Below are 17,875 nucleotides of genomic sequence, written 5' to 3'. Positions count from 1 at the left end.
GAAGTACACTGAACTTCACGCCCGGCAGCACAGTACTATCTACCGCACTACCTACCGCCGAGCAGCATGGGGCGTGCCTGTTGAGCTTCAACGATGAAGGGTGCAAAACAGTGGCAAAAGCAATCCCTAGCCAACTCAAGTGCGTTAGTTATGACGCTGCGCAATTGGACGACGATGGACAGCGCGCCCTGAGCATTTTTCAACGGGCCACCGCGCTCGGGTTTTATGAAGAGCTGCCCGATGAAGCGGGCGAGTCCACCTACTCTCGGCTGGCAGCAGCGCAAAAACTGCGCTTTACGATGGTGTTCGATCAACAGGCGCCGGCCGAATCTCGACATGCCAGCCAGCCGGTGCACACCTATGCGAGTTTCCCGGGGTTGCTCAACGCTGGGGGAGCGCGACCGGTGGCGGTGCATAAAATTACTGCGGTGACCGTTTCGCCCACCCATCGTCGGCAGGGTATTTTGACTCGGCAAATCACGGAGGACCTGAATTATGCGCGCAGAGGTGGGTTCGCGCTGGCAGTACTGACCGCTTCTGAGGCGAGCATCTACGGTCGCTACGGATTTGAACCGGCCACCTATCAGACTCGCTTCACGCTCAAATGTGAGGGCGGTCTAAAATTGCTGGTTGCGCTTCCCGGCGCTGTGATCGACGTCGATCCCGAGCCGTTCGCAACGAAGCTTGAAGCATTGATTCGCAGCGCCTTGGCGCAGACTTTCGGTTCGGTCGATGGCACGGAATTTGATGTGGGCTATGCACTGGGGCGTTGGGAAGGGTGGGATTCTCTGGCGAAGGCCAAGAACATGCGCCATGCTGCCTACTACGATGAAGCTGGCGAACTTGGCGGATCCATTACCTATAAGTTCGGTGGTTGGGATGATGCGCAACCAAAGATGGTCGTACACAAACTTGTTGCCCTCAGCGACGTGGCGAGGTTGAAGCTGCTGGAATACGTGGCCAATCATGATTTGGTGCAGCAGGTCCATGGGCAAGGAGCATTGGATGATCCGATGCGTTTGGTATTGCACAACGTTCGGGACTACCAGGTGCGCTCCACCGACGACGTCCTGTGGTTGCGTGTACTGGATGTCATCGCCGCCTTTGAAGCTCGCGGTTACCAGCGATCGGGCCAACTGGTCATCAGCGTGACAGATCGCTTGTCGCTGATCGACGGCACGTACCTTTTTGAGGTCGCCGATGGTTCGGCAACTGTAAAGCGTGTGGCAATTGATGCGGAAGAACTGACCGGTGTAGCCCATGTGGTTCTGGGCGAACGAGAGCTGGCGGGGTTGTACTTGGGTACGGTGCAGCTCTCGCAGCTGCTGGCAGCGGGTCGGGCATCGACGAAGTCGGAGTCGGATGTGAGCGCGAGCCTGCGACTTTTTGAAGTTGATCGCGCACCCTTCACCCCTCACACGTTCTGATCAAGTGTCTGCTGAACACAGGTTTATGACGAAGTTCACAAAATGCTGACGTGGATGTTAGTGGGTTACGCTTTGACCCGCACTCTGGTATACGCGTAGACTTGTCAAGTCGTGCCATGGCACTAGTTATGGCCGCAATCAAGTTTTACCCGTTCGAAATTCCGGGACTTCCGGGGTTTCGACTGACCAAATCTATCCACATCGGAGTCCCTACTACATGACCATCACCTCGAACGAGAACAACAGCGCACCAGTTGTCGCAATTAACGACATTGGATCTGCTGAGGACTTCTTGGCCGCAGTCGATGCCACCATCAAGTACTTCAACGATGGTGACCTCGTCGAAGGCACCGTCGTCAAGGTTGACCACGACGAAGTTCTGCTCGACATCGGTTACAAGACCGAAGGTGTCATCCCTTCCCGCGAGCTTTCCATCAAGCACGACGTTGACCCAGGCGATGTTGTCGCCGTTGGTGACAGCGTTGAAGCCTTGGTTCTGACCAAGGAAGACAAAGAAGGCCGCCTGATCCTGTCCAAGAAGCGTGCTCAGTACGAGCGTGCTTGGGGCGACATCGAAAAGATCAAGGAAGAGGACGGCGTCGTTACCGGTACCGTTATCGAGGTTGTCAAGGGTGGCCTCATCCTGGACATCGGCCTGCGTGGCTTCTTGCCAGCATCGCTCGTCGAGATGCGCCGTGTGCGCGACCTGGCTCCATACATCGGTCAGGAAATCGAAGCCAAGATCATCGAGCTGGACAAGAACCGCAACAACGTTGTTCTTTCCCGCCGTGCATGGCTTGAGCAGACCCAGTCTGAGGTTCGCTCGACCTTCCTTAACAAGCTGGAAAAGGGCCAGGTTCGTCCGGGCGTTGTTTCCTCCATCGTCAACTTCGGTGCATTCGTGGACCTTGGCGGCGTAGACGGCTTGGTACACGTTTCCGAGCTGTCTTGGAAGCACATCGACCACCCATCCGAGGTTGTCGAGGTTGGCCAGGAAGTAACCGTAGAGGTTCTCGAAGTCGATCTAGACCGCGAGCGCGTTTCGCTGTCGTTGAAGGCTACCCAGGAAGATCCTTGGCAGACCTTCGCCCGCACCCACGCACTGGGTCAGGTTGTACCGGGCAAGGTTACCAAGCTGGTTCCATTCGGTGCGTTCGTACGCGTCGAAGACGGCATCGAAGGCCTGGTTCACATCTCCGAGCTTGCAGTTCGCCACGTTGAACTGGCTGAGCAGGTTGTCTCCGTTGGTGACGAACTGTTCGTCAAGGTTATCGACATCGACCTGGAGCGTCGCCGCATCTCGCTGTCGCTCAAGCAGGCTAACGAAGGTGTTGACCCAGAGGGTACCGAGTTTGACCCAGCACTCTACGGCATGGCTGCAGAGTACGACGAGGCCGGCAACTACAAGTACCCAGAGGGCTTCGACCCAGAGTCGAACGAATGGCTCGAGGGCTTCGACACCCAGCGCGCTGCATGGGAAGCACAGTACGCTGCTGCTCAGGAGCGTTGGGAAGCACACAAGAAGCAGGTTGCTGCCGCAATCGTAGCTGACGCAGAAGCAGAGCCTGCTGCTGCAGGTAGCTCCGAGCCAGCTCCAGCTTCGTACTCCTCGGAGGCTCCAGCCACCGATGCAGGCACCTTGGCTTCTGACGAAGCTCTTGCTGCACTGCGCGAGAAGCTGACCGGCAACTAATTTCGCTTTCTGCCTCGTGCAGGAATCGTGATTAGCTTTAGCTGAGCTACGAAGGCCCAACCCGAAAGGGTTGGGCCTTCGTGCATTTAAGCGGGTATTGGTGTCCACGTCGAGTCCTGCACGAGCGGCAGTGACCCTGACGGTACTCAAATTGGCGAACAGTAAGCGTCGTTGGGGCAAGGGCGGAGCAGATGCGAATGTTCGGACGCACACTAGAGACGACAGATGGATTACTTGAGGGTCTCAAGTTCAAAGACCTGAGCCCGAGGGGAGCTTAGCGATTTAGCTGTGCACATTTCTACGCTCCGGTGTGCAGATCCAGTGGCTTAGGTGGTGGCCGCAAAATGGTACTGGTTGCGGACCGGCGTTTGGGTTGGATCCATAAAGGCCGGCAGGATCACCTGAGGCACACCATCATTGGGGATGACCTTGATCAACCCGGCGTGAACATCGTGATGGTGCGTATCGCAGAGCATCGCGCTCCAATACACTGCCGTGACTCCACCTTCGGACCAGAACCAGACGTGGTGGATATTGCAGCGTTCCGGATCCATGGTGCAACCAGGCACGAGGCAGCCGCGATCACGCACTGCGACCCCTAGGCGCATGTAATTCGGATGCTTTCGTTGGGCTCGACCAATATCTAGGATTTCGCCTTTGCCCCCCAAAACTATGGGAATGATTCGGGCTTTGGCTAGGGTTTGCCGTAGATCGGTGGCGCTGAGCTTAAATCCGTGGGAGGTAATACCGAATGTATCTGCTCGACCTTCAAGTTCCGCCAAGGAAATCGTGACGACGACCTGGGGTTTGATGACTGGCACCTTCAGCTCTTGCGAGCCGGCGGTGGCCTGTGCGTCTTCTTGCGCTCCGTGAAGAGTTGCATCAAGTAGTCGCTGGAGGAGTTTTGAGTTGAGCTCGAGCAATGACATCAACCCATTCAGGCGTCGAGCGGCAGGGGTGATGGGAGCAGTGTCCGTGGCCTCGCTCGCTGCTGCTTCTTCATCGGTGACAAAGTCGGGATGCTCCGTGGTCGCGTCGGACGCGTCGGACGCGTCGGACGCGTCGGACGCGTTGGTTGGGTTGGCTGCGTCGGCCGGATCGGAGTTGTTATCGGTGAACGCCTCACGTGCAGCTTGACCAGCGTCGGAGCGCGGATTGTCACTTTGGGCGATGCCAGACTCGAAAAGTTCGGCTCGGGTGGGGCGCAGGGCAAGTTCGTAACGCACCAACCCATGACGCAGACCGCGCCGGAAAATTCCTTCTTGGGCCTCGGGCTGTTCTTCAGATTGCTGTTCCTTGGCGGACTTAATAACGGCGTTGATGCCTTTGCGCCGGGTGGCCGGGTCTGCTTCTCCTAATTCGTGATCGAGCATGGCTTCAAGCAGCTGACCGTCGGCACCGCGCACCGTAGAGGTGGTGGGGGCGTCGAACTCTTCACGAACCGGTTCCAATGCCCCCAGCCGGCGTGCCACCGATAGTGCTTCGGCAGGCGGAAGGGTCGGATCGTTGAACCGCTGGGTCAGCAAGGGAAACTGTGCCGGATACTGCTGATGCTGGTAATCAAACTGGGCAAAAACATGGTTGGCGCTGGCCACGCGCCGCAGTGCCTCGTGATGCTCAATGTGTAGCCAAGAGGACAGCAAGGCAGACGTGCCGGTGAAGGTGGCACGCTGGCCGGTGCGCTCGGCGGGCCGGGTGAAATCAATGGTGCCAGCTTGTTGGGCATTTAGCTCGTCCACGGTGAGAGTATGGGCGCTGGTGGCTTCGAGAAGGTGGGCGGCGTAGATCTGGGTGCGGAGCGCGTGATGGGCGGCGGACTCGGCGATTGATGCCAAAGCCAGAGCAAAACGCGGATCCTCACGGAAGGACTCGGCCGGTTCAGCGGTGAGCACGGAAGGTTCAGCGGTGGGTTCAGTCGTTTCCGGCGTGAGATCCTCTGGGGCGCCGACGGCCTGATGCAAAACGGGAATGAGCTCGGCCAATGCCAGCGCCTCGTCGACGGATAGTCGCGAGGTCTGCTGCAACGCTTCGGATAGCTCGGCTAACGCCTGGCTCATGGTTTGGCTCATGAGCACAGAATGCTCTGTGCCGATGCGCGGGCAAGAGCGCATCGTGCGAAGTGTGGAAAAGTTCTAGTGCGCTGCGATGGAAGAGGTGACCGTGAAGGTTTTGTCGCGTGCTAGCTGGGTGGTGGGGCCGACACGTCGGACCAATTCATTGCGATAGCGCAGGTGGGAGTTAAAAACGCACAAGAGCTGACCGCCGGGGGCCAGCACGCGGGCAGCATCGTCGATCAGTTTAAACGCGATGTCAGCGGTGACGGTATTGCCGATGTGGAATGGCGGGTTCAACGTGATCAGGCTGGCCGAGTGATCCGGAAGCCGGGACAACGCGTCGTCTTGCACGGCGGTGAGGCGGGCGGACAGGCCATTAGCCTCGGCCGCGGCCAGTGTGGATGCCACCGCGGAGGCCGAATGATCGGACGCATCAACCGTCAGGTGCCGGTGGGTGAGCGCAGCAAAGACGCCGATGGACCCGTTGCCACAGGCCAAATCCACCAACCTGTGGTGTTCGGTTAAGTCCGGCAGGTTCTCCAACAACAGCCGGGTGCCCGGATCCAATCGTGCCGCACCAAAAGTGCCAGCGCCGGCGTGCAGGCTAAAGCTGGTGTCGTTCACCTCATGGGTTGCGGTGGCCGGGAATTTGCTGGCGGGCTGGGATTCCAAGGGGAGACTGGCGGTGAGTACGCGTGATTTTTGGCGTGCCAACGAGACGTCGAGCTGGGCAAAACGCGAGGAGAGTACCTCGTTCATTGAGCGGCTCATATGTTTGATGCGCCCGCCGGCAAAGAGTCGGGCCTGCGCAGATGCCACGGCGGTGATGGCGGCAACCTGCTCGTCCAAAACATCCAGACCGCGGGGTAGTGCCAGCAAAATGTGGGTAGCCGACGTTGCTGCTTGAGCCAGCGGGTAAAAGGTCAGTCGCGCGGCCAGCTCGGGCAGCAAACGCTGCACATTGGCTTTGATGGCTTGGCGTGCGGTGAGCGAATCGCAGTGGACGCGTACCTGCGTGCTACCCAAGGCCAGTGCGCCCAGGCTCAACGCACCGTAGTGATCGCCGATGATCGTGATGGAATCGGGCCACGAGGTGCCCGCCTCGCGGTGCCACATCGCGCAGGTGTCCAGAATCAGCCGATCGGCAGCGTCGGCGGCAAAAAGGTTCGGTGCCTGCACATCGGGCCAGCGCCGAAGATCAGCCAGCAGGGTCTCAAGCTCGGCGTCGGAAAACGATGCGGGATTCAAATCAGATCAACCCATTGGGTGTTGGCGGCGACCAGTTGCCCAGCGCCGGAGGTGAGTGTGGCGATGTGGGTGTGCAATTCTTCGACGGCTTCGGGGGTATCGGGGATGCCGATCTGGATCAGCGCGGCCGTTGACTGCCACTGTGTGGGCTCGATCTGGTAACCGGCGGCCCGTAGCTCGTTTTCGTAGCGCGCGGCCGTTGCGTGAGCCGCGGGCAAGGTGAAGATGCGTAGGCGTTGGCGGCCTATTAACGTGGTGTGATCCAACGCGCTGGACACCGCTTCGGAATAGGCGCGGACCAGACCGCCGGCGCCAAGTTTAATGCCACCAAAATAGCGCACGACCACGGCGAGCACGTCGGAGAGGCCACCGCCCTGTTCTGTATCGCGCTTAGCTAGCGCGTCGAGCATCGGAACCCCCGCGGTACCCGAGGGTTCGCCATCGTCATTGGAACGCTGGGTCATCCGGTCAGGGCCAAGGATGAAGGCGGTGCAGTGGTGCCGGGCGTCAAAATGGGTTTTGCGCAAGGTCGCGATGTGTTCGCGCGCGGCGGCCTCCGAATCAACGCGGTACAGGTAGGTGATGAAGCGCGAGCGCTTGATTTCCAGCTCGTGCACGCTGTCCCCGCTGAGCGTGGTATAGCTGGTCGCGACCGATTCGTTGGTGTTCATCGCTAATAGTTTATAGGCTGGGAGCATGAAGCATGTTGGACTGACCGGGGGAGTAGCCTCCGGAAAATCTGCCGTAGCGGCTAAATTGGCCGAACTCGGGGCGGTAGTGATCGATGCCGACGCTTTGGCGCGCGATGTGGTTGCCCCTGGCACACCCGGCTTAGCTGCGATTAAAGACGCATTTGGGTCCGAGGTTTTGTTGCCCGATGGCGCTCTGGATCGCAAGGCGTTGGGTGCGATCGTCTTCGCCGATGAACAGCAACGGCAGACGTTGAACAACATTGTGCATCCTCTAGTGCGCGAGGCCGCTGGCGCGCTTCGTGCAAAGGCGCCCCAGGACGCGCTGGTGGTAGAAGACATCCCGCTGTTGGTTGAATCTGGGCAAGCTGACCGGTTTGACGCGGTGATCGTTATCCAAGCCCCACATGATGAGCGGATCCGTCGCATGGTCCAAGACCGCGGGTGGAGCGTCGAAGAAGCAAAGGCACGGATGGCCGCGCAGGCCAGTGACGAGCAGCGTGCCGCCGTCGCAGATTTTGCGCTGGACAATTCCGGCAGTTTAGAAGAACTTGAGGCACAGGTCAGTGTTCTCTTCGCGCAGTTGACGTAGGTAGTAGGAGAAATAATGCTCAAGATTTCCAAATGGACGATGCTTGCGAGTTTCGCAGTAGCTCTGGTGCTGTGGCTAGGCTTTGGCGGTCGTGCCGAGTTTGTCGGCCAGGAGCAAGGCCCATATTCGCCGGTGGTCTACATTTCCGGCTGGCTAGCACTGCTGGGCGTTGTTGCAGCGACCGTGGTAACCTGTGGCTTTTTCAGCAACGCCATTGGCCGCACCGTGCGTCGTAATGCCATCCGCTACGGTATGCGCAAGTAGTGAGTTATCCCTTTAAGCTGAAAGCTGGCTAGGGCAAGGCTCAAACGGTGGGGGCAAGTGGATATGCTGGAACTATGAGTCTTGCACAGCCGATTAAGCGGGTCGTCGCTCCCTTCGAAGTGATCAGCGAATATGAGCCAGCCGGTGACCAGCCGGAGGCCATCAAACAGCTGACCGAGCGGCTAAACAACGGCGAGAAGGACATTGTTCTGCTCGGCGCCACGGGTACCGGTAAATCTGCCACCACCGCCTGGCTGGTGGAGCAGGTACAACGCCCTACCTTGGTGCTGGTGCAAAATAAGACCCTGGCCGCTCAGCTGGCCAACGAATTCCGCGAGCTGATGCCCAATAACGCGGTGGAGTATTTCGTTTCCTACTACGACTACTACCAGCCCGAGGCCTACGTCCCGCAGACCGATACCTTTATCGAGAAGGACTCCTCGGTCAACGAGGAAGTTGAGCGTTTACGCCACTCGGCCACCAATTCCTTGCTCACCCGGCGCGACACCATTGTTGTTGCCACCGTTTCGTGCATCTACGGCTTGGGCACGCCAGAAGAGTACGTGGCCGGAATGGTCACCGTGCGAACCGGTGAAGAGCTGAACCGCGATGCCATGTTGCGCCAGTTTGTCGCCATGCAGTACACCCGAAACGACATGGACTTCCACCGTGGCACCTTCCGGGTGCGTGGCGATACGGTCGAGATTATTCCAATGTACGAAGAGCAGGCCGTGCGCATCGAGTTCTTCGGCGACGAAGTTGAAGCGATCTACACCCTGCACCCGGTCACCGGTGAAGTGATTCGTGAAGAAACCGAGATGTACATCTTCCCGGCCAGCCACTATGTTGCTGGCGCCGAGCGCATGGGCAAAGCCATCAAGCGGATTGAAGACGAGCTGGCCGGACGGCTCAAAGAGCTGGAATCGCAGAACAAGCTCGTTGAAGCCCAGCGGTTGCGCATGCGCACCACCTATGACCTGGAAATGATGGAGCAGATGGGCTTCTGCAACGGCATCGAAAACTACTCGCGGCACATTGATGGCCGCGAAGCCGGCAGCGCTCCACACTGTTTGATCGACTATTTCCCAGACGACTTCTTGCTGGTGATCGACGAGTCGCACGTGACCGTGCCGCAGATCGGCGCCATGTATGAAGGCGATATGTCACGTAAGCGCACGCTGGTTGAGCACGGTTTCCGCCTTCCCAGCGCGATGGATAACCGTCCGCTGAAGTGGGATGAGTTTTTGCAGCGCATCGGGCAGACCGTCTATCTTTCGGCGACCCCGGGTAAGTACGAGCTGGGCAAGTCCGATGGTTATGTGGAACAGATCATTCGCCCCACCGGCCTGATCGACCCGGAGATTATCGTGAAGCCCACCAAGGGACAGATCGATGATCTACTCGATGAAATCCGTCTGCGCGTTCAGCGTGATGAGCGCGTCTTGGTCACTACCTTGACCAAGCGCATGTCCGAGGACCTGACCGACTACCTGACCGAGCACCAGGTCCGAGTGCAGTACCTGCACTCGGATGTGGACACCATTCGTCGTGTGGAGCTGTTGCGCGAATTGCGTATGGGTGCCTTCGACGTGCTGGTGGGAATTAACCTGCTCCGTGAGGGTTTGGACCTGCCTGAAGTCTCCCTAGTGGCAATCCTCGATGCTGACAAGCAGGGCTTCTTGCGTTCGGCGACCTCGCTGATTCAGACCATTGGTCGCGCCGCACGTAACGTCTCCGGCCAGGTGATCATGTACGCGGATAAGATTACCGATGCCATGGACAAAGCGATCGACGAGACCAATCGTCGCCGGGCCATTCAGGAAGCGCATAACAAGGAGCACGGGATCGATCCGATGCCGCTGCGCAAGAAGATCGCCGACATCACCGATCAGTTGGCTCGTGAAGACGCCGACACGCAGGAGCTACTGAACAATAACCGGTTGGCCAAGGACGCTAAGCGGTCCAAGGCCTCAGCGAGTGTGCGTAAGGATGGGTTGGCGGCTGCGCCGGCCGAAGATTTGTTGACTCAGATCGGCGATATGACCGAACAGATGCATGCTGCGGCCGCAGAGCTGCAGTTTGAGCTGGCAGCGCGGATTCGTGATGAGGTCTCCGAATTGAAGAAGGAGCTGCGCCAGATGAAGGCCGCCGGTCACGCTTAATCCTCGACCAGTTTGTGACAGGTTGGTGTGATCAAAAAGTCTGTGCAGATGCTGTGCGCTACAATGGTTTTTTGGACGTAGGGGAGTATCCCAATGCTGTGAACGTCAACACGCGAACCAATGATGCTTCGCCGGGCGCAGCAGCCGATCAATAGACAAGCATTCAATTAACTTGTTTGCCTGGATGACGGCGGAGAGACTTGCGGCGATTTTCCATACCCTCCAACGAAAGGTCGCTCGTCTGTGGGCACTCATGGGTTAACCATTCAATTCGAGATCATCGCGCTGGTCGTGCTGTGTGCGGTGCTAATCGCAGACTTGCTGTACGTCACCAAGCGACCTCACATTCCCTCCATGAAGGAAGCTGGCATCTTTGTCGGCATCTACATCACCTTAGCTTTGATCTTCGGCGGAATCCTCTGGTGGCAAGCCGGACCGCAGATCGGCCAGGAGTTCTACGCCGGCTGGATCACCGAATATGCGTTGTCGGTAGACAACTTGTTCGTCTTCATCATCATCATGGCGCGCTTCTCGGTACCTCGTAAGTACCAGCAGGAAGTGCTGATGTTCGGCATTATTATCGCGCTGATCCTGCGTGCAATCTTCATTGTTCTCGGTGCTGCCATTATTGAGCAGTGGTCGTGGGTCTTCTACATCTTCGGTGCCTTCCTGCTGTGGACCGCATGGAACCAGCTCAAGGACGAAGATGAGGACGAAGAGAGCGGTCTAGTTAAGAAGCTGACCAGCCGTATGCCGATTTCCAATGAGTTCGACGGCGCAAAACTGCGCACCGTGATCGACGGAAAGAAGCTGTTCACCCCGATGGTGCTGGTCTTCGTGACCATCGGTATGACCGACTTGCTGTTCGCCTTTGACTCGATTCCTGCCATCTTCGGTCTGACCAAGTCTGCGTTTATCGTGTTCACCGCGAACATCTTCGCCCTGATGGGTCTGCGCCAGCTGTACTTCCTGCTGGGTGGATTGATGAACCGTTTGGTCTTCCTGAAGCACGCACTGAGCTTCATCCTGGCGTTCATCGGCGTGAAGCTGGTCTTCCACGCTCTGCACGAGAACAACCTGCCATTCATCAACGGTGGCAAGCACCTGGATTACCCATGGTTGGATATCTCGACCGGTCTGTCCTTGCTGGTGATCCTGGGCGCGATTATCGTTGCGACCGTCATGTCCTTGTGGACTCCATGGGGGCGACGTGCCGCCGAAGCTGCTGAAGGCGACTCGATGACGTCGTCCTCTGACAGGGCTTTGCGCGACGACATCTAATAAGCAGAATGAGCCCGCCGGTTCGCCTTCCAAGGTTGATCGGCGGGTTTTCTCTGGCTCGATGCAAACTAGCGAACTTATCTTGGAGGTAAATTTCATGAGCGATGCACCAACTGATTCCAAATCTGTAGCTGCTGACGTTGCGCACGCTTCAGGAACAATGTCTCGCCTCCTGGGTCAGAGCGCAGGCCAAGGCCGCTCTGTGACCGCTTGGCGGGTGCTCTCGTCCTTGGACCGTTTGGGCGCTCAGCGAGTGGGCGACTTGGCCATTGAACAACGAGTTGCCCAGCCAACGATGACCGGGCTGGTCATACGGCTTGAAAAAGATCGTATGGTCAAGCGTCAAGATGATCCGAAGGATCGCAGGGTCAGCCTAGTGAACCTCACCAAAGCTGGACGCAGGGAAATCGAAGGCTATCGTGAACGCGCAATGAACGTTCTTTTGGGTGGCATCGAAGGCTTTAGCGAAGAAGACCAGCGAGTTCTGGCCCGCTCTGTAGCGTTGTTGCAGCAGCTGAACAATCAGATTGCTGCAGGTTTAGATAGCTAGATCAGGCTCTCTGGCCGCACGTCCTAGTGATCGTGCTGGCCAGAGACATGCATTAAACACACAGTATTAAACAAAGAGGCGCGCCGTTTCCAAACATGTTTGGAAACGGCGCGCCTGTGTGTTTCTAGAAATCAATCGCCCTTTGCGGCCGCTTCAGGATCTTCACCGTTGGTCATGGCCAACAGGCGGCGGAAAATTGCTGGACCGTCATCGCCGATGCCATCGTGGTGGTACTCATCAGTGACCCACGTCTGTAGACCCGCAACCTGCGAGGCCGTACGCAAGGAGAGCTCGCGGTCGACGTAGACGTCGTCGTGGTACACCGCAGCGGCCACCGGGACGGTGTTCTCGGCTAGTACATCCAGGTCGTAGAGTGGCGCAAAATGCTCGTGTTCGGCCAAGATCCGCGCAACATCTTCCAGCGGGCGCAGTGCTGGATCTTGGGCAAAGTGCCAACGGAAGATCATCTCGCCGGTCAACAATGGAGTTTTCGCGTGCTCGGTGAACTCCTCAAATTCACTGAGCACGTCTTCGGCGGCAAAGTTCGTCGCCTCGCCTTGGGCATAGATACTTTCGTGCATCAACGCATAGAGCGGGTTCGACGCAAACGATGACTGCGCATATAAAGCGTCAAGGAACGTATCGGAAAGTCGTAGGCCACCAGGAGTCGGGCTAAAGGCTTCTTCGAAGATATGGTGAAGCAGGTGCACGCGGGTATTTCCACCCAGGTACATGCCCAACATCTGCACCAGTGGCACAGTAACTTGCTGTCCGTTGGGCAAAAACTCGTCATGGTTTTCACGCACGTGCTGGTAAATCTGGTGCAACTTGTCGAAGTCTTCTGGATACCAGGAGAAAAATTCACGATTACGTTCGGCCATGCGTGCATAGGTTGCCCGGTACACGGTCCGTGCATCCTGATCCAACGACGCTAGCCCGCCGGTAACAAGGCAACGCGATAGTGACGCGGGGAAGAGCGAAAGATAGGTCAGCGTGCAGAACCCGCCGTAGCTCTGGCCAAAGGTGCTCCACTTTTCCACGCCCAGATGCTCACGAAGCGCTTCAGCATCTTTGACAATGGAGTCGGCGCGGAAATACTCCAAGTACCGTGCTTGTGCTGCTGAGTCTCCGCGCAGTGCCAGGGTCTTGCGGTTGGCCGGCGTGGAAAGCCCGGTGCCACGCTGATCGAGCAAGAGCACTCGGAAGTGCTTGGTGGCTTCGGCGAGCCAACCCGAAAGGGAAGCTGGCCGTGGCGACTTGCCACCCGGGCCGCCCTGTAAGAACAGCAACCACGGCTTAGTTGAGTCGGTGCTGACTTCTCTGGCAAAAACCGAGATCTTTTCACCTTCTGGGCGCGAGTAGTCCAGCGGAACATCGATGCGATGATCGGTGACGTCCATGCCGCGGTAATGTGCCATTTTTATGCTCCTTGCGATCCGAGTTCTTCAAGTGCGGCGCCATCTAGCCGTCGAGTTGTCCAACCGTTCTGTGAACCTGCGCCAATCGAGTCGTAAAACTTGATCGCAGGTTCATTCCAATCTAGGACGTCCCACTCTAAACGCTTGTATCCTCGCTGAACACAAATTTCTGCGAGCTGACGTAAGAGCGCGGTGCCGGTGCCAAGCCCGCGCTGGCTGGAGCGAACGTAGAGATCTTCCAAGTGGATCCCATGCCGGCCCTCCCAGGTGGAGTAGGTCAAGTACCAGATGGCAATGCCAACGACCGAACCCTGATCATCCTGAGCCACATGGGCGAAAGCCTGTGGGTTAGGGCCGAACAAGTGCTCTTCCAGATCCTTCACGGTGTTGCGCACCGCATCCGGTTCCTTCTCATACACAGCAAGTTCTTTGATTAGTTCCAGAATCATCGGGCAGTCGTTGATGACTGCTTCGCGCACAATACTCATGTGTTCTAGCTTACCGCTGTCATACAGCTAAAACGTCGGTGACCAGTCCTAAGGTTGAACTCATGATGGGTGGACACCACGCGGTGAGCGGCGCAGCCGCATGGTTGGCAATTACAACTCCAGTGACCGTTGGGACTGTAAACCTCGGGCTGGGAACATTCCAGATGGACCGTTGGGAGACACTCGCCGGAGCAATTGTGTGTGCCGGAGCCGCCTTGCTACCTGATGCTGACCATCACGGCGCCACGATCGCGCGCTCACTTCCGCCGTTTTCATCCATTTTTGCTCGGGTTATCGGCGAAGCCTCCGGCGGCCACCGAAACGGTACCCACTCGATTATTGGAATGGCGTTTTTCATCTTCTTGGCATGGCTGGCCAACGGTTGGGACGTGGCCACCGCGGCCCTCGGAACTATCTATCCCGGAGCAGCATTATTCGCGATTCTGCTTATATCTTTCGCAGTGAAGTCGGTTAAATTCATGCCGCCCATGCTCTGCTGGATCATCGCCCTGGCCACGGGTGCCTTTGTTGGGGTGAATGCGCCCGAAGCGAATCAGTGGTTCCTATTGGCCGTGGCAGTGGGCGTCATTGTCCATGTTGTGGGGGATATGCTCACGGTCGGCGGATGCAATTTGATCTGGCCGATCAAGATCGGGTCCCCACGATGGTTCCGCAAAATTCCTGTAATTGGCGGCTGCTGGAAGTCCAACGGTCGACTGGCAGTCCCCGTGCTGGCGGAGACCGGATCGACCGCGGAATGGTTACTGGCCACGCTTCTGACGACCTATGTTGGAATTGCGCTCATCGTTGCCTAGCTAGCTTCACCCAGCGGTGCAAGGTTCTCGCCGCAGTAAACAAGCGCGGTTCCTAGGATCAACGAGCCAATCTGCACCGTGGTGGACATCAAGGCGTCAGGGCTGAAAAGTGCCGACCAGCCACTGAGTAGACCAACTACGGTTAGCAGCATGAGGCATGCTCCCGTGACACGGAGTCTGAATCCATTCATGGCCATACCCTACGACAACGTCGCTATCTTGGCTACTCACTGCCAACAAGCCGACCCAGTGCCAGCAATTCGTGGGGGACTGTGTTTGAAGGTAGCTTCCCAGTCCCAAACCAGCGCAGCTCTGCGGCCCTTTGCGGTTCCCGGATCAATGGTGTTCCCGACCAATTCCGGGCGACGAAAAAGTGATCTTCGTAAGTCTTGGCCGAGCCGTCATGGTTCTGGTGACGCGCCGAAACGGTCAGCAGACGCAGATCCGTAGGCTCAATGAGCACTCCGAGTTCTTCACTAGCCTCTCGAACAGCTGCAGCTGCCGCAGATTCACCTGGTTCTACATGCCCAGCGGCGGCTGCGCTCCAATATCCGTCCATGAAACCAGTGCCTTGCCGCAGTTGCAGCAAGACCTGGTCATCACGAACCATCAACGCGTAAGCGATCGCTTTCACCCGAGATTAGTCCAGCCGGCCAACGGAGGTTACGGTCACGACCGGCGCTCCGACCTCATCGGAATCATCCAAGGAGATCGTGGCGCTAATACCCCAGTCATGATGTTCGGCTGGGTCCGCAAAGATCTGACGAACTTCCCAGACACGATTGGGCAACTCGTTGACGATGAACAAGGCGCTGCTGCGACCGGTGGGACCGTCGTCGATGTCCTCGTGCTCGTCAAAGTATCCGTCCAAGGCATCGGCCCAAGCGTCGGCATCAAACCCGTTGTGGCCATCAAGCTCACCGAGGGCTTGGTCTTGCTCGTCGGCGAAGAGCTTAACCCTGCGGAACATTTCGTTGCGGACCATCACGCGGAAGGCACGCTTATTGCTGGTCAGCTTTTCCGGAGCTGGAGGTGGGGCAGTTTCGGTTTCCTCGCTCAGCTCGCCACGCGACAACTCTTCCCATTCGTCAAGCAACGAGGAGTCAATCTGGCGGATCATCTCTCCGAGCCACTCGATCAGATCTTCAAGGTCTTCGCGCAGTGAATCTTGGGGAACTGTTTGGCGCAGGGCCTTATACGCATCGGTGAGGTAGCGCAACAACACACCCTCGGAGCGCGCCAGCTGGTAGTACTGGACAAAATCGGAGAAGCCCATGGCACGTTCGTACATGTCACGAACGATCGACTTGGGCTGCACCTCAAAGTCGGCCAGCCACGGAGCACCCGAACGATATTGTTCAAACGCGGCCTCAAGCTTTTCCGCCAAAGGCATCGGATAAGTAATCTCATCCAGCGCGTTCATGCGGTCGTTGTAGTCCATGCCTTCGGCCTTCATCGCGGCAATGGCTTCGCCCCGAGCCTTTTTCTCCTGCCCGGAAAGTATCTGGCGCGGCTTTTCTAGGGTCGCTTCGATCACCGAGACGACGTCGAGGGCGTAACTGGCAGAATCTGGATCCAACAGATCCAAGGCAGCGAGTGCAAAAGGCGAGAGCGGTTGGTTCAGCGCAAAGTTCTGCTGCAGGTGCACGGTCAACTCGTAGTAGTTACCGTACTGATCTGGTTCGTCTCGGCGGACAACAACTTCGGTGGCGATCAGCTCACGTAAGATGCCCAGTGCACGCAGTTTCAACTTTCGCTGGGCGGCAGGTGTCTCATGGTTTTCGCTGAGCAAACGGACCGCGGCCTCGAAGGCGTTGTCTTCACGTTCCAAAAGGTTCAGCAGCATCGAGTGCGAAACCTGGAACGAGGACTTCAGCGTTTCTGGGGCAGCAGCAACAATCTTGTCGTAGGTCTTTTCGCCCCAGGTGACAAAGTTCTGTGGTGGCTTCTTCTTAGGGATCTGTTTGAGCTTCGAGGAACCTTCGCCGTGCTTCTTCAGCGCCTTTTCCATGGCCTTGTGATTTTCGATGGCATGCTCAGGGGCCTGAACTAGTACGGTACCAGCGGTATCAAAACCAGCGCGTCCGGCTCGACCAGCAATCTGATGGAACTCGCGGGCATTAACGATGCGTGTACGGGTGCCGTCGAATTTGGACAGCGCGGTGATGACCACCGTGCGGATAGGCACGTTGATGCCCACGCCCAAGGTGTCGGTACCGCAAATGACCTTGAGTAGACCTGCCTGCGCGAGCTGTTCCACCAGGCGACGGTACTTAGGGAGCATGCCGGCGTGGTGGATGCCGATGCCGTGGCGGACCAAACGGTTCAGCGTCTTGCCAAAACCAGCGGCGAAGCGGAAGCCACCGATCATCTCGGAGATCTTTTCCTTCTCCTCACGCGTGGCTACATTAACGCTCATCAACCCGGTGGCGCGATCAATGGCGTCGAGTTGGGAGAAGTGCACGATGTAGATCGGGACTTGCTTGGTCTTGATCAGTTCCTCGACGGCTTCCTGCACAGGCTCCATCGAGTAGTAGAAGTGCAAGGGGATCGGGCGTTCGGTGTGTGCGACCGTGACGGTCGGCGTTCCGGTGCGCTCCTCGAGTTCTTTCTCAAAGCGGGTCACATCGCCCAAGGTGGCGCTCATGAGCAGGAACTGAGCCTGTGGAAGTTCGATCAGGGGAACTTGCCAGGCCCAGCCGCGCTGTGGGTCAGCGTAGAAGTGGAATTCGTCCATGATCACGCATCCGACATCTGCGCGGGAACCTTCGCGCAAGGCAATGTTGGCTAAGATCTCGGCCGTGCAGCAAATGATCGGAGCGTCGGCGTTGACGGAGGAATCTCCGGTGACCATACCGACGTTTTCTGCACCAAAGATTTTGCAGAGGTCAAAAAACTTCTCGGAGACTAGTGCCTTGATCGGCGCAGTGTAGAAGCTGATCTGATCGCGGGACATGGCATAAAAATGCGCTGCGATGGCGACCAAAGATTTGCCGGAGCCGGTCGGGGTGGCAAGGATGACGTTGTTGCCGCCGGCCAGCGCCATCGACGCTTCATCCTGGGCAGGGTAGAGGTTGATACCACGGGTGGTGACCCATTGGCCGAAAGCCTCGTAGATTTCGTCGTCGGAAACGTTTTTACTGTCTGCTGGCAAATAATCGGTGAGCAACATGATGTTACTAGCCTATCGGTTC

Annotated in this window: 16 protein-coding genes; 8 read left to right on the top strand and 8 right to left on the bottom strand. The window is 57.6% G+C overall.

Annotated elements, in window-relative coordinates:
- Positions 1-110 precede the first annotated feature (110 nt).
- Entirely contained in the window at positions 111-1,427 is a 1,317-nt protein-coding gene (locus EYR88_RS04145) for a GNAT family N-acetyltransferase (RefSeq protein WP_131088450.1), read from the top strand.
- 217 nt (positions 1,428-1,644) lie between these two features.
- Positions 1,645-3,120 (top strand): 30S ribosomal protein S1, encoded by a 1,476-nt coding sequence (gene rpsA, locus EYR88_RS04140; RefSeq protein ID WP_131088449.1) that lies wholly within the window; start codon positions 1,645-1,647, stop codon positions 3,118-3,120.
- 326 nt (positions 3,121-3,446) lie between these two features.
- Here rpsA and EYR88_RS04135 read toward each other — a convergent pair whose 3' ends face one another.
- The 3 genes from EYR88_RS04135 to EYR88_RS04125 all read right to left on the bottom strand — a co-directional run bounded on the left by EYR88_RS04135 (position 3,447) and on the right by EYR88_RS04125 (position 7,120).
- Positions 3,447-5,189: an HNH endonuclease signature motif containing protein gene (locus EYR88_RS04135; RefSeq protein ID WP_165477273.1), complete on the bottom strand. Its 1,743-nt coding sequence runs from the start codon at positions 5,187-5,189 to the stop codon at positions 3,447-3,449.
- Positions 5,190-5,252: 63 nt separating this feature from the next.
- Entirely contained in the window at positions 5,253-6,422 is a 1,170-nt protein-coding gene (locus EYR88_RS04130) for a methyltransferase (RefSeq protein WP_242632448.1), read from the bottom strand.
- Positions 6,419-7,120, bottom strand: coding sequence for a YigZ family protein (locus EYR88_RS04125; RefSeq protein WP_242632447.1), 702 nt, complete (start codon positions 7,118-7,120; stop codon positions 6,419-6,421). Before EYR88_RS04125 ends, EYR88_RS04130 begins: the two co-directional genes overlap by 4 nt.
- Between EYR88_RS04125 and coaE the strand changes: the two genes are divergently transcribed.
- From coaE to EYR88_RS04100, 5 genes are all read left to right on the top strand, one after another.
- Positions 7,119-7,703, top strand: coding sequence for a dephospho-CoA kinase (gene coaE, locus EYR88_RS04120; protein ID WP_131088447.1), 585 nt, complete (start codon positions 7,119-7,121; stop codon positions 7,701-7,703). The genes EYR88_RS04125 and coaE overlap by 2 nt on opposite strands.
- Before the next feature lie 15 nt (positions 7,704-7,718).
- Positions 7,719-7,967 carry a hypothetical protein gene (locus EYR88_RS04115; RefSeq protein ID WP_131088446.1) on the top strand — a complete coding sequence of 83 codons (249 nt, stop codon included), beginning with the start codon at positions 7,719-7,721 and terminating at the stop codon, positions 7,965-7,967.
- Positions 7,968-8,041: 74 nt separating this feature from the next.
- Entirely contained in the window at positions 8,042-10,129 is a 2,088-nt protein-coding gene (gene uvrB / locus EYR88_RS04110; protein WP_131088445.1) for an excinuclease ABC subunit UvrB, read from the top strand.
- Positions 10,130-10,372: 243 nt separating this feature from the next.
- Complete coding sequence (locus EYR88_RS04105; RefSeq protein WP_131088444.1) at positions 10,373-11,410, top strand: TerC/Alx family metal homeostasis membrane protein; 1,038 nt, start codon at positions 10,373-10,375, stop codon at positions 11,408-11,410.
- A gap of 97 nt (positions 11,411-11,507) precedes the next feature.
- Complete coding sequence (locus EYR88_RS04100) at positions 11,508-11,960, top strand: MarR family transcriptional regulator (RefSeq protein ID WP_165477272.1); 453 nt, start codon at positions 11,508-11,510, stop codon at positions 11,958-11,960.
- A 131-nt stretch (positions 11,961-12,091) separates the two neighbouring features.
- Here EYR88_RS04100 and EYR88_RS04095 read toward each other — a convergent pair whose 3' ends face one another.
- Together EYR88_RS04095 and EYR88_RS04090 are read right to left on the bottom strand one after the other, a co-directional pair.
- Positions 12,092-13,378 carry an alpha/beta fold hydrolase gene (locus EYR88_RS04095; RefSeq protein ID WP_131088442.1) on the bottom strand — a complete coding sequence of 429 codons (1,287 nt, stop codon included), beginning with the start codon at positions 13,376-13,378 and terminating at the stop codon, positions 12,092-12,094.
- 2 nt (positions 13,379-13,380) lie between these two features.
- Entirely contained in the window at positions 13,381-13,866 is a 486-nt protein-coding gene (locus EYR88_RS04090; RefSeq protein ID WP_207306459.1) for a GNAT family N-acetyltransferase, read from the bottom strand.
- 62 nt (positions 13,867-13,928) lie between these two features.
- Between EYR88_RS04090 and EYR88_RS04085 the strand changes: the two genes are divergently transcribed.
- The gene (locus tag EYR88_RS04085; protein WP_131088441.1) at positions 13,929-14,681 is read left to right on the top strand and encodes a metal-dependent hydrolase; all 753 of its coding nucleotides are present in this window, start codon (positions 13,929-13,931) and stop codon (positions 14,679-14,681) included.
- Here EYR88_RS04085 and EYR88_RS15990 read toward each other — a convergent pair.
- The 3 genes from EYR88_RS15990 to EYR88_RS04075 form a co-directional block, all read right to left on the bottom strand.
- Positions 14,678-14,833, bottom strand: a complete 156-nt coding sequence (locus EYR88_RS15990) for a hypothetical protein (protein ID WP_165477271.1) — start codon at positions 14,831-14,833, stop codon at positions 14,678-14,680. The genes EYR88_RS04085 and EYR88_RS15990 overlap by 4 nt on opposite strands.
- 71 nt (positions 14,834-14,904) lie before the next feature.
- Positions 14,905-15,315 carry an NUDIX domain-containing protein gene (locus EYR88_RS04080; RefSeq protein ID WP_242632446.1) on the bottom strand — a complete coding sequence of 137 codons (411 nt, stop codon included), beginning with the start codon at positions 15,313-15,315 and terminating at the stop codon, positions 14,905-14,907.
- A gap of 6 nt (positions 15,316-15,321) precedes the next feature.
- Positions 15,322-17,853, bottom strand: coding sequence for a DEAD/DEAH box helicase (locus EYR88_RS04075; RefSeq protein ID WP_131088440.1), 2,532 nt, complete (start codon positions 17,851-17,853; stop codon positions 15,322-15,324).
- Positions 17,854-17,875 lie beyond the last annotated feature (22 nt).

It is taken from the genome of Arthrobacter sp. S41, from assembly GCF_004320535.1.
GTDB lineage: Bacteria > Actinomycetota > Actinomycetes > Actinomycetales > Micrococcaceae > Glutamicibacter.
Note: the sequence above shows the minus strand (reverse complement) of the source record. Positions and strands in the feature narration are given on the sequence as shown.

Coding starts and splice junctions, on each gene's coding strand:
- rpsA (WP_131088449.1), top strand. CDS start 1,645: ATGACCATCACCTCGAACGAGAACAACAGCGCACCAGTTGTCGCAATT.
- EYR88_RS04135 (WP_165477273.1), bottom strand. CDS start 5,189: ATGAGCCAAACCATGAGCCAGGCGTTAGCCGAGCTATCCGAAGCGTTG.
- coaE (WP_131088447.1), top strand. CDS start 7,119: ATGAAGCATGTTGGACTGACCGGGGGAGTAGCCTCCGGAAAATCTGCC.
- EYR88_RS04125 (WP_242632447.1), bottom strand. CDS start 7,120: ATGCTCCCAGCCTATAAACTATTAGCGATGAACACCAACGAATCGGTC.
- EYR88_RS04115 (WP_131088446.1), top strand. CDS start 7,719: ATGCTCAAGATTTCCAAATGGACGATGCTTGCGAGTTTCGCAGTAGCT.
- uvrB (WP_131088445.1), top strand. CDS start 8,042: ATGAGTCTTGCACAGCCGATTAAGCGGGTCGTCGCTCCCTTCGAAGTG.
- EYR88_RS04100 (WP_165477272.1), top strand. CDS start 11,508: ATGAGCGATGCACCAACTGATTCCAAATCTGTAGCTGCTGACGTTGCG.
- EYR88_RS04095 (WP_131088442.1), bottom strand. CDS start 13,378: ATGGCACATTACCGCGGCATGGACGTCACCGATCATCGCATCGATGTT.
- EYR88_RS04090 (WP_207306459.1), bottom strand. CDS start 13,866: ATGAGTATTGTGCGCGAAGCAGTCATCAACGACTGCCCGATGATTCTG.
- EYR88_RS04085 (WP_131088441.1), top strand. CDS start 13,929: ATGATGGGTGGACACCACGCGGTGAGCGGCGCAGCCGCATGGTTGGCA.
- EYR88_RS15990 (WP_165477271.1), bottom strand. CDS start 14,833: ATGCTGCTAACCGTAGTTGGTCTACTCAGTGGCTGGTCGGCACTTTTC.
- EYR88_RS04075 (WP_131088440.1), bottom strand. CDS start 17,853: ATGTTGCTCACCGATTATTTGCCAGCAGACAGTAAAAACGTTTCCGAC.